The 11,387-nt window shown below is 74.2% G+C and carries 9 protein-coding genes; 3 read left to right on the top strand and 6 right to left on the bottom strand.

What is annotated here, in order from left to right; translation table 11 throughout:
- The coding region (locus DTB53_RS01145; protein WP_112416001.1) for an RsbRD N-terminal domain-containing protein at positions 1 to 857 on the bottom strand (857 nt) is incomplete at its 3' end.
- Between the two features lie 233 nt (positions 858 to 1,090).
- Between DTB53_RS01145 and DTB53_RS01140 the strand changes: the two genes are divergently transcribed.
- The 3 genes from DTB53_RS01140 to DTB53_RS01130 all read left to right on the top strand — a co-directional run bounded on the left by DTB53_RS01140 (position 1,091) and on the right by DTB53_RS01130 (position 3,801).
- The gene (locus DTB53_RS01140; protein WP_042496041.1) at positions 1,091 to 2,047 is read left to right on the top strand and encodes an aldo/keto reductase; all 957 of its coding nucleotides are present in this window, start codon (positions 1,091 to 1,093) and stop codon (positions 2,045 to 2,047) included.
- A 186-nt stretch (positions 2,048 to 2,233) separates the two neighbouring features.
- The gene (locus DTB53_RS01135) at positions 2,234 to 3,445 is read left to right on the top strand and encodes a PQQ-dependent sugar dehydrogenase (RefSeq protein WP_078562745.1); all 1,212 of its coding nucleotides are present in this window, start codon (positions 2,234 to 2,236) and stop codon (positions 3,443 to 3,445) included.
- A 38-nt stretch (positions 3,446 to 3,483) separates the two neighbouring features.
- Positions 3,484 to 3,801: a DUF6191 domain-containing protein gene (locus tag DTB53_RS01130; protein WP_042496047.1), complete on the top strand. Its 318-nt coding sequence runs from the start codon at positions 3,484 to 3,486 to the stop codon at positions 3,799 to 3,801.
- 211 nt (positions 3,802 to 4,012) lie between these two features.
- Here DTB53_RS01130 and DTB53_RS01125 read toward each other — a convergent pair whose 3' ends face one another.
- The 5 genes from DTB53_RS01125 to DTB53_RS01110 all read right to left on the bottom strand — a co-directional run bounded on the left by DTB53_RS01125 (position 4,013) and on the right by DTB53_RS01110 (position 11,316).
- A complete protein-coding gene (locus tag DTB53_RS01125) occupies positions 4,013 to 7,252 on the bottom strand; it encodes a helix-turn-helix transcriptional regulator (protein WP_012378923.1) in 3,240 nt (1,079 codons plus the stop codon).
- A 2-nt stretch (positions 7,253 to 7,254) separates the two neighbouring features.
- Positions 7,255 to 7,431 (bottom strand): hypothetical protein, encoded by a 177-nt coding sequence (locus tag DTB53_RS36750; RefSeq protein ID WP_003966085.1) that lies wholly within the window; start codon positions 7,429 to 7,431, stop codon positions 7,255 to 7,257.
- Positions 7,432 to 7,763: 332 nt separating this feature from the next.
- The gene (locus tag DTB53_RS01120; RefSeq protein WP_042496049.1) at positions 7,764 to 8,417 is read right to left on the bottom strand and encodes a hypothetical protein; all 654 of its coding nucleotides are present in this window, start codon (positions 8,415 to 8,417) and stop codon (positions 7,764 to 7,766) included.
- 102 nt (positions 8,418 to 8,519) lie between these two features.
- Positions 8,520 to 9,077: a GNAT family N-acetyltransferase gene (locus DTB53_RS01115; protein ID WP_012378926.1), complete on the bottom strand. Its 558-nt coding sequence runs from the start codon at positions 9,075 to 9,077 to the stop codon at positions 8,520 to 8,522.
- Positions 9,055 to 11,316, bottom strand: a complete 2,262-nt coding sequence (locus DTB53_RS01110) for an MMPL family transporter (RefSeq protein WP_012378927.1) — start codon at positions 11,314 to 11,316, stop codon at positions 9,055 to 9,057. The genes DTB53_RS01115 and DTB53_RS01110 overlap by 23 nt, the downstream gene beginning before the upstream one ends.
- Between the last annotated feature and the right edge of the window lie 71 nt (positions 11,317 to 11,387).

Below are 11,387 nucleotides of genomic sequence, written 5' to 3'. Positions count from 1 at the left end.
TGGTACTCCAGGAGTACGTCGTCGAGCCGGTACAGCCCGGGCGGGCGGCCCAGCCGCTGGACCAGTTCGAGGACGCGCCCCGCCTCCTGGGCGGCCGCCGGGACGGCGCCCGGCCCGGCGGCCGGGGCCGCGGCCGCGAACACCCGGTGCCCCTGCCCGACGTCCTTCCCGAGCGCTTCCCACAGGCCGGGCAGGTCGCAGCCGCCCGGCAGCAGGGCGATCCCGGCGACGTGGTCCACCAGCACCGGGACGCCCGCGTGGGCCTCCAGCGACGACTGCACCAGCCGGGGCGGCGGATTCGGCTCGAAGGACAGGGCGACCACCTCGTGGGGGCCGGCCACCGAGACCCCGGCCGCCTCCTCCGGTTCGTCGTACGGCCGTCCGGCCAGCAGCGCGGTCAGCAAGGCGCGGCGGACCCGTTTGTCCTCGCTGCGGATGTCCTCCTGGGCGTTGCGGTGGGCAAGCACGACGGCGGGCATCGCCGCGTGCAGGCAGGCCAGCAGCTTGGCTCCGGCTCCGGTCAGCTCCTCGGGTTCCGCCGTCTCGGCCAGTACCTGCCACCACACCTCGGCGCCGACGAGGTAGGCGGCGATCACCGCCTCCAGGGGCACCCGTTCCTCGGCCCGCCGCCCCGACCACTCGATGAGCCGGGTCAGATCGCCCGGGTCCATCACGCCGTCCTGGCGCAGGGCACGCAGCAGCAGTTCGTGCACGGCGGTGATCGACCGGGTCACCTCGCCCTCCAACGTGCGGCGCGGCAACTCCCGGTAGAAGGGGACCTCCGCCGCGCAGCGGGCGACCACGGCAGCGGTGAAGTCGCCACCGCGAGCAGCCATCCGTGCGTGCAGGCCGGGCATCGGCGTATCGTCACATCGCCCAAACGCTTCCGTCAATCACCCACCGAACTCCCCCGACAGGGACCCGCGTCGTGGATCGGGCGGGCGTGACCGTCCGGGTCCGGGACCGCGCTCGCGCGCCGTCCGACGGAAGGACCGCCCGTGGACCGCGGCGGACGGGAGGGCGGAACGGCTCGGCCAGGAAAGGGTTCGGGGAGTTGGAGAGCAGGACTATCGGAGCGGCGGGACTCGCCGTGGGTGCGGTCGGTCTCGGCTGCATGCCGATGAGCTGGGGTTACAGCGCGTCGCAGCAGCTGGGAGAGCGTTCGGTGCGGACGGTGCACGCGGCGCTGGACGCGGGCGTCCGGCTGCTCGACACCGCGGACATGTACGGCCCGTTCACCAACGAGTTGCTGGTGGGCCGGGCGCTGAAGGGGCGTCGCCGGGAGGCGTTCGTCTCCACCAAGTGCGGGCTGCTGGTGGGCGATCAGCACATCGTGGCCAACGGCCGGCCGGGGTACGTCCGGCGGGCCTGCGACGCCTCGCTGCGACGGCTCCAGACCGATGTGATCGACCTGTACCAACTGCACCGGGCCGACCCCGAGGTGCCGGTGGAGGAGACCTGGGGTGCGATGGCGGAGCTGGTGACCGCGGGCAAGGTGCGCTCGCTCGGCCTGTGCGCGGTGGGGGCGCGGGCCCCGCGCAGGTCGGGCGAGGGACCGCATGAGGGAACGATCCGGCAGTTGGACCGGATCCAGCAGGTCTTCCCGGTGAGCGCCGTCGAGGCGGAGCTGTCGGTGTGGTCGCGCGAGGCGCTGGCGGAGCTGCTGCCGTGGTGCGTGGCGCGCGGGGTCGGGCTGCTGGCCGCGATGCCGCTGGGCAGCGGCTACCTGACCGGGACGCTCAAGCCGGGCCAGGGTTTCGAGCCGGAGGACCTGCGGGCCAGGCATCCGCGGTTCACGGCGGAGGTGATGGCGGCGAACCAGCCGGTGGTGGCCGGTCTGCGGCGGGTCGCGGAGCGGCGCGGGGCGACCGTGGCCCAGGTGGCGCTGGCGTGGGTGCTGCGCCAGGGTCCGCATGTGGTGCCGGTGCCGGGGGCGAAGCGGGAGCGGTGGGCGGTGGAGAACGCCGGGGCGGCGCGGGTGGTCCTGGACGACCGGGACCTGACGGAGATCGACGGCCTGCCCGCCGCTTGCGAGTCGTGGGACTGAGCGGCGCGCGGGACGGGGGCGCGGGGCCGTCGTCGCGGAGGCGGGGCGCCGCGGGGCCACCCGCGCGGGTCCGGGCGCCGTCGGCCGTGCGGCGGGAGAATGGGCGGATCAGGAACTCCCGGGCCCCAGGTGTAGGAACAAGGTGTGGGAGCAGGTAGTCGGGCAACCGTCGAAAGGATCGGTTCCGTGCGTGGTGCTCTGTTCGGACCTGTGCAGTCCCCGGCGACGCGCAGGGGGGTGGTGGCCGTGCTGGCGTCGGCCGCGCTGCTGCTGACCGCCGGGTGTTCCGGCGGCGGGGACGGGGGGTCGTCCGGGCGGCCCGCCGGTTCCCCGAGCGCCTCGGGGGACTCCGCTCCACCGGCCTCCCCGAGCCGGTCGGCCGACCTGCCGCCCGCGAAGGGCTCGGCGAAGGTGGTCTCGACGCTGACCGAGGACCTGAAGTCGCCCTGGGGCCTGGCCGCGCTGCCGGGCGGTGATCTGCTGGTGTCCTCGCGCGACGAGGGCACGATCCACCGGATCGACGGCGAGAGCGGGAAGCAGACGCTGCTGGGCTCGGTCCCCGGGGTCTCCCCGGCGGGCGAGGGAGGGCTGCTCGGGCTCGCCGTCTCCACCACGTTCGGCGCGGACCAGTCGGTGTACGCCTACTTCACCACCACGTCCGACAACCGGATCGCGCGCATGAGTTACGACGAGAAGCGCCCGGCGGGGCAGCAGCTGGGCGCCCCGGACACCATCCTGCGGGGCATCCCCAAGGGCAGGATCCACAACGGGGGCCGGATCGCCTTCGGCCCGGACAGGATGCTGTACGCGGGCACCGGCGAGACCGGGGACACCGGGCTGGCCCAGGACAAGGAGTCGCTGGCGGGGAAGATCCTGCGGATGACCCCCGACGGGGAGCCGGTGCACGGCAATCCGGAGGCGGACTCGGTGGTGTATTCGTACGGACACCGCAATGTGCAGGGGCTCGCCTGGGACGCGGAGAAGCGGCTGTGGGCCGCCGAGTTCGGCCAGAACACCTGGGACGAGCTGAATCTGATCGAGCCCAGCGGGAACTACGGCTGGCCCGAGGTGGAGGGCAAGGAGGGCGAGGACGGGTTCATCGACCCGGTGGCGCAGTGGAAGACCTCCGAGGCCTCCCCCAGCGGGATCGCGTACGCGGAGGGCTCGATCTGGATGGCCGGGCTGCGCGGCGAGCGGCTCTGGCGCATTCCGCTGTCCGGCGAGAAGGCGACGGAACCTTATGCCGACCCCCAGTCGTTCCTCGACGGGAAGCACGGCCGCCTGCGCACGGTGGTGAGTGCGGGGAGCGACCGCCTGTGGCTGCTCACCAGCAACACGGACGGCAGGGGTACGCGAAAGCCCGGGGACGACAGGGTCCTCCAGGTGGAGGTGCGGTAGCCGCCCGCTCGCGCGGCATGTCGGAGGGAGCACGGCCGGTGTTCAATTTCTTCGAGGAACTCTTCGCCCCGGGGCGCAAGCACACCTCCGACGAGCAGAAGCGGCTGGAGCTGAGCCGCGTGGATCTCGGCATCGGCGATCCGGACCGGGGACCGATAGACCTGACCTCGGGGAAGGTGACCGTCCGTGCTCCGGCCCCGTCCGCTTCCGGCCCGGGAGCGGACGGGGCCGCCGGCCCGGGGAACGGCCGCGTCCTGCCGGCCGCACCCGAGCAGGACGCCGTCCTGGACCGGCCGAGACCCGGAAGGCCCGTGAGCGGGCCCGAGCGGCGCGCGGAGGGGTCGGAGGGCCCCTGAGAAGCCCGGGGCGCGGCAGGGCCTGGGTCCTGTCGGCCTGGGTCCTGTCGTCGAACTGCCGCCTGCCGGGCGATGCCTGGCACGCACGCTCGCGGCGTTACCGAAATGCCCTGGTAGCTCCGCCACGAGGTCACTCCGGCGCCTTGCGATCGCACGCACCGGGCGCCGCCCGGCCGCCCTTCGGGCGACGACGGCAGTGTGACGACAGGCCCTAGGCGGCCGGGTAGAGCCTCAGGCGGTGGGCGAGGGCGGCGGCCTCGCCGCGGCTGGAGACGCCCAGCTTGGCCAGGATGTTGGAGACGTGGACGCTCGCCGTCTTCGGCGAGATGAACAGCTCCTCGGCGATCCTGCGGTTGGTGTGCCCGGCCGCGACCAGCCGGTGCACGTCCTGCTCGCGCGGGGTCAGCCCGAAGGACGCCACGGCGGCGATGGCGGGGTCCTCCTCCTCGGCCGACGGCCGGCCGGGGCCGTCGGCGGCGGATACGGGGGCCGGGACGGCCGGGTGGATCCCGGCATCGGAGCCGAGTGCCGTGCCGGAGCCGTCGAGGGTGATGCGGGCGCGGGCGGCCAGCTGTTCGACCGCCTCGGCGAGCGGGCGCGCGCCGAGGCGCCGGGCGGCATCCTGGGCGCGGTGCAGCAGGGCCGTCGCGGTGGACCGCTCGCCGGGGGCGATGAGCAGGGACTCGGCCCACCGGCGGTGGATCTGGGCCAGTTGGTAGGGGCGGCACAGCGGGCCGAAGGCCTCGGCGGCGCGGGCCCAGTGGCCAGGGGTGTCCGTGCCCTCCGCGCGGGCCAGCTCCGCCTCGATGAAGACGCCGTAGGCCTGCCATACGGGGACGAGCATCGGGAGCCGCTTCACGCTCCGGCGGATCAGGGCGAGCAGCTCCGGGCGGTCCGGTTCGGCGGCGGGCAGTCCGCGGGCGTCGGCCTCGATCATCGCGGCGGTCTGGAGCAGCGGCAGGGCGTAGCGCTGGGTGCCGGGCGGGAAGCCGACCCCGGCCAGCTCCTTGAACGTCGTCCGTGCCTCGGCGAGCCTGCCCTGGGAGGCGGCCAGCACCATGCCGTGCCGCCCGGGGTCGATCGTGTGCTGGTGCTGCGGGTCGCGGTGGCCGAAGTGTCTGCGGACCAGGGCGAGCTGCTCCTCCGCCTCGGCCGTGTCCCCCCGGGCGACGGCCAGTTCGGTACGGCGCAGCGCGGCGAGGCCCTTGGCCCGGGGGCCCAGCGCCAGACGGGCGGCGGACGCCGCGGCGCTCTCGCCCTGGGCCCAGTGCCCGAGGGAGAACAGGGACTGGGACTGGTTGGCGTACACCCAGGCCCCGGAGTCGGCCAGACCGTGGCTGTGGCAGATCTCGATGCCGTGGTCGGCGGCGGCGACGGCCTCCAGCGAGCGGCCCATCGCCTCCAGCGAGGAGGGCAGGTTGACGCTGACCCGGCCGAGGAGGTTCATCAGGTGGAGCTGCTCGGCACGGTCCCGGACGGCGTACATCTCGGCGAGGCCCTCCTCGACGCCGCCCGCGTCCGCGGTGAGCCAGCCCCGGGTGAGGCGGGCGTGCAGCTCGATGTACTCGTCGCCGACGAGCCGGGCGTACTCCACCGCGCGGTCGCTGTCGGCGAGCGCCTCCGGGCCGGGCCGGTGCAGCGCCTTCCAACTGGCCACGTTCGTCAGGACGTCGGCCTGTACGGGGCTGGGCGGCAGTCCGCGCACCAGCTCCTGCGCGGTGGCCAGCTCCGCCCAGCCGTCGCCCTTGTCGAGCCCCTGCACGAGCCGGCTGCGCTGCACCAGGAACCAGGCCTCGCGCAGCGGGTCGGCCTCGGACGCCAGGACCCGCATCGCCTTCTTGGAGATGGCCAGGGCGCGTTTGCGGTCGCCGCCGAAGTGGGCGGCGACGGTGGCCTCGGCCATCACGTCCAGATAGCGCAGCGGGGTGTTCTCCGGGTCGCAGGCGGAGGCCGGGTAGACCTCCGCGTAGTCGAAGGGGCGCAGGGTGGCGAGCACCGCGTCGGGGACGTCGTCCCAGAGCTCCATCGCCCGCTCCAGCAGCCTCAGCTGCTCGGAGTAGGCGTAGCGGCGGCGGGCCTCGACGGCGGCCCGGAGCACGGCGGGCAGGGCCTTGGAGGCGTCGTGGGCGGCGTACCAGTAGCTGGCGAGGCGGGTGGCGCGTTCGTCGTCCCGGACGAGGGAGGGGTCGGCCTCCAGGGCTTCGGCGTACCGGCGGTTGACGCGGGTGCGTTCCCCGGGCAGCAGGTCGTCGCTGACGGCCTCGCGGACCAGGGAGTGCCGGAAGCGGTAGCCGTCGTTGTCGGGCGCCGGTCGCAGCAGGTTGGCGCCGACGGCCGCGCGCAGGGCCTCGTCGAGGTCGACCTCGCCGAGGCCGGCGACGGTGGCCAGCAGTTCGTGCTCGACGAAGGACCCGCCCTCGGCGACCAGCCTGGCGATCCGCTGGGCGTGCTCGGGGAGCGCCTCCACACGGACGAGCAGGAGGTCGCGGAGCGATTCGGAGAGCCCGGAGCTGTCGCCGCAGCACTCCAGGGACCTGGCCAGCTCCTCGACGAAGAAGGCGTTGCCGTCGGAGCGTTCGAAGATCTCGTCGACGAGTGCGGCCTCGGGGGTCTCGGCCAGGATGCCGGCGAGCTGGCGGCCGACCTCGTCGTGGCTGAAGCGGTCGAGTTCGACGCGGGTGACGGTGCGCAGCCGGTCCAGCTCGGCGAGGAGGGGGCGCAGGGGGTGGCGGCGGTGGATGTCGTCGGCGCGGTAGGTGCCGACGACCATGAGGCGGCCGGTGTTCAGAGTGCGGAAGAGATAGGCGAGCAGATGCCGGGTGGAGGCGTCCGCCCAGTGCAGGTCCTCCAGGACGAGGACGACCGGGCGGTCAGCGGAGATCTGCTCCAGCAGGCGTGCGGCGAGTTCGAAGAGGCGGGCGGTGCTGTGCTCGTCGGTGGCGTCCCGGTGGGCCTCGCCCAGCTCGGGCAGGAGGCGGGCCAGCTCGCCCTCCTTGCCGGCGCAGGCGGCGGCCATCTCCTCGGGCAGAGCACGCCGCAGGGCGCGCAGGGCGGTCGGGAAGGGGGCGAACGGCAGCCCGTCGGCCCCGATCTCGACGCAGGACCCGACGGCGACCACGGCGCCGCGTCGCTCGGCCGCCGAGACGAACTGCTCGACCAGACGGGTCTTCCCCACACCCGCCTCACCGCCGATCAGCAGCGCCTGCGGATCGGCGGAAGCGGCCCGCGCGAGCGCCCCGGTGAGCGAGGCGAGCTCCTCGGCGCGCCCGACGAACACGGGGCTGACTGACCTGGTCTCCACGCCGCTGAGCATCGCATACGCGTACGAGGCGGCGGGAGTCTTTTCGCGCAGGGTGATCATGCCCGGCGTACGGTCCCGGCCCGCCGCGCCCGGTACGGAAGGGGCGGCGGGACCGGGGTCCGGCACGGGGGTCGTCCCGGGCCGGGCCATCGTCAGGCGGCCGGGGCGAAGCGGCCGCGGTCGCCCTGCCTCACCTTCCCCTCCGGGTCTTGGCGCCCACTACGGCGGGCGGCCCGGCGGACGCGACGGGCCCGGCCGATCTCGCGCTCGGCGTCGGCCCGGCGGATCAGCTCGGCGGAGGTGGAGCGGTAGAGCTCGTACTCGTACATGGTGTGCCCCTGGTTCCTGGTCGTGGCAGCGGACCGGCAAGGTGCCCGGCCGGTCGGCCGGGCCCCGTGTTCGCCGTGTGTCCACTGTCGTCGGCCGGGAGGGGGCGCCGCATCGGGCGAGTTCCGCATCTTCGCGGCGGCGGGGGCCTTAGGGCGGGCCGCCGGGTGTCCGAGAGGTGGGCGGGGGCCTTAGGTCCTGTCGTCGAACTGCCGTCGTCGCCCGCGGGGCGGGCGGCAGTTCGACGACAGGGCCTGAGGGAGGTCCGGCGGATCGGGGCCGGGCCCGGCCGGACACTCCCTGGGCCCCGTGCCGTACGGAGCCGGGGGCGAGGTCAGCCGCCGGCCGGGGCGCCCGCGGTGGGCAGGGAGAGGATGAGGTCGAAGTACATGCCCGCGGAGATCAGCACGCCGATGGCGCCGAGGGCGACACCGGCCAGGGCGACCGCGCGGATCCAGGTGGGCTGCGGACGCTCGGAGGGGGTGCCGAAGGCGGGGCGGACCAGGACGAAGACGCCGACGAGCAGGGCCAGGACGGCGAAGAGGCCGTTGACCAGGGCGGTGGTGTGCCAGGCGTCCCCGTAGATCTCGGAGATCTGCTGGGCCGCGCTGCCGCCGCCGGAGGTCTGGATCTGACCGATGAGCGTCTCGCGCTCGGCGGCGACCCGGCCGGTCCACGCGCCGGTCAGGGCGACGATGCCGAGGGCGGCGGAGACGACGGCCGCCGCGCCCGCCCCGACGCCGCGCCGGGCCTCCTCGAAGGGGTCGGGCTCCAGGGCGTCGTCGTCCTCGGCGTCCGTCTGCCCGGCGGGGTCGTCGGGGGACGCGGTGGCGCCGTCGGACGGCGCACCGGTGGCGTCGTCCGCGGGTTCCTTCACCAGGGGGTCCTGGGCGGTCGTCTTCTCCGCGACGGCGTCGGCGGGGTCGGTCGTCCCGGCGGACGGGGTGGTCGTGGACGGGGTGCTCGTCCCGGAGGGGGTGGTGTTCATGCGCCGCACGCTAGGCGGCCCGGATGAGAGCCCTCTTAACGCCGGGGCCTCACCGGGGCCGCGGCGGGTCCCCGGCGGGGGCGCACCGGGCCCGCGGCGGGCTCAGCGCGCGGTGCGGGCCCGCCATTCCGGGGCGAGGACGGACCAGACCTCGGAGTCGTGGCGCACGCCCCGGTGGAGGTAGTTCTGCCGCAGCACCCCGTCCCGCGTCATACCGAGCCGCTTCGCCACCGCGACGGACCTGGTGTTCGCGGCGGAGGCGACCCACTCCACGCGGTGCATGCCGCGCTCGTGCACCGCCCAGTCGATCAGGCGCTCGGCGGCGCGGGTGACCAGGCCTCGGCCCTGGGCGGCGGGCTCCAGCCACACGCCGATCTCGCAGGTGCCGGACTCCGCGTCGAAGGTCCGGAAGAGGACGCCGCCGACGAGGACGCCGTCCAGCCGGATGCCGTACAGCCGCCCGGTGTCCGTCGCCTGCTTCTCCGCGTACCGCCGGAGCAGGGCGCGCGCCGAGTCCGGGTCGGTGACGGCCGAGGCCAGCGGGATCCAGGCGTCGACCAGCTCCCGGGCCCGGTCCATGTGGGCGAGGAGCTCCTCGGCCTGCCAGACCTCCAGCGGGCAGAGCTGCGCCCCGTCGTCACCCAGGGATACGGCGAACATCGTGCTCCTTCTCGGCGGGCCGGACCGTCACCGGCCCGGCGCCCTCTTCGGCACCCGTACCGCGTGCCCCCGGGATCTTCGCACGGAGCGGTACGCAGTCGGGCGGCTCGATGCTGATCCTGGGCAGCCGCTTCTCCAGCCAGCCCGGCAGCCACCAGTTCGCCCCGCCGAGCATGTGCATCAGGGCGGGCACCAGCAGGGTGCGCAGGACGAAGGCGTCCAGGGCGACGGCGGTGGCCAGCGCGATGCCGAACATGGCGATGACCCGGTCGCCGCTGAGCACGAAGGCGAGGAAGACGGAGATCATGATCACGGCGGCGGAGTTGATGACCCGGCCGGTCTCGGCGAGCCCGACCCGTACCGCCCGCCGGTTGTCGCCGGTCTCCAGCCACTCCTCGTACATCCGGCCGACCAGGAAGACCTGGTAGTCCATGGAGAGGCCGAAGAGGACCGAGACCATGATCACGGGGAGGAAGGGTTCGATGGGCCCGGCGCTGCCGAGGCCGAGCAGCTCGCTCCCCCACCCCCACTGGAAGACGGCCACGACGACTCCGAAGGAGGAGGCGACGGCGGCCACGTTCATCACGGCGGCCTTGAGCGGGATGCCGATGGAGCGGAACGCCAGGAGGAGGAGCAGGCAGCCGAGTCCGATGACGACCCCGACGAAGAGGGGCAGCTTCCCGACGATGATCTCGGCGAAGTCGTCGTAGCTCGCCGTGACCCCGCCGACGTGGGCCTCCAGCGAGGTGGCGTCCTGGACCGGCGGCAGCACGTCGCCCCGGATCCGGTCGACCAGCTCGCTGGTGTCCTGCGACTGGGGGGACGAGTCGGGGACGACGGTGAGGAAGGCGGTGTCGCCGGAGCCGTTGTACGTGACCGGGCTGACGGACGCGACGCCCTCGGTGGTACGCAGCTTCTCGGGCAGCGAGTCCAGGGCGAGCCGGTCGTCCGCGCCGTCGAGCTGGGCGGCGATGGTGAGGGGGCCGTTGACGCCGGGCCCGAAGCCGTCGGCGATCAGGTCGTAGGCCTGCCGGGTGGTGGCGCCGGCCGGGTTGTTTCCCTGGTCGGAGGTGCCCAGGTGGAGGCCGAGAGCGGGCAGGGCGAGGACCACCATGACGACGGCCGCGATCCCGCCGAGCAGCTTGGGGTGGCGCTCCACGAAGGCGGACCAGCGGGCGGCGAAGCCGGTGGGCAGCTCGGGACGCGGACCGTGCTCGGCGAGCTGTCGCCGCTCGCGGCGGCTGAGCGCCCGCATCCCGATGCGGGAGAGCAGCGCGGGCAGCAGGGTGACCGAGGCCATCACGGTGAGGACGACGGTGAGCGAGGCGGCGATGGCGACGCCGTTGAGGAAGCTCAGCCGCAGGATCAGCATGCCGAGCAGGGCGATGCAGACGGTGGCCCCGGCGAAGACGACCGCGCGCCCGGTGGTCGTGACGGCGTTCTCGGCCGCTTCGTCGACCGACATCCCGCGCCGGAGCCCTCTGCGGTGCCGGGTGACGATGAACAGGGCGTAGTCGATGCCGACGCCGAGCCCGATGAGCATGCCGAGCATCGGGGCGAAGTCCGCCACGGTCATCACGTGGCCGAGCAGCACGATGCCCGCGTAGGCGGTGCCCACGGAGACCAGGGCGGTGGCGATGGGCAGCAGGCTGGCGGCGAGCGAGCCGAAGGCGAGGAAAAGCACGACGGCCGCGACGATGACGCCGACGCCCTCGGCGAGGTGGACGGAGGGCGCTTCGGTGAGGGCGACGGCGGTGCCGCCCAGTTCGACCTGGAGCCCGTCGGCCTCGGCTGCCTTCGCGGTGTCGACGAGGGCCTGGGCCTGGGAGGCGGGGATCTCGTCGGCGGGGCGGTCGAAGGTGACCGTGGCGTAGGCGGTGTGGCCGTCCTCGCTGATCTGGCCGGGGCCGGTGCCGCCGTAGGGGCCGGTGACCGCGCCGACGCCCGGCAGCTCCTCGATCGCGTGGAGCGTCCGGGTCATGGTCTGTTCGACGTCGGCGGCCCGGACCGTGGAGTCGGTGGTGTGCCAGACGACGGTGTCGGTGTCACCGCCGAGGTCGGAGAAACCGCGGGAGAGGAGTTCGGTGGCCCGGCCGGATTCGGTGCCGGGGACCTCGTAGTCGTTGGAGTACGCCGAGCCCGCGAAGCCGGCCGCGGCGGCGGTGCCGCCGAGGGCGGCGAGCCAGATGAGGACGGCGACGAGGCGGTGCCTGATGCACCAGCGGGCGATGGCAGCCAACGGATGAGCTCCCTGCGGGTTCGTGGACCTTTACCCGCAGACAACCCGATCTGCCCGTAAACGCCTCATGA

Source organism: Streptomyces griseus (genome assembly GCF_900460065.1).
GTDB lineage: Bacteria > Actinomycetota > Actinomycetes > Streptomycetales > Streptomycetaceae > Streptomyces > Streptomyces griseus.
Note: the sequence above shows the minus strand (reverse complement) of the source record. Positions and strands in the feature narration are given on the sequence as shown.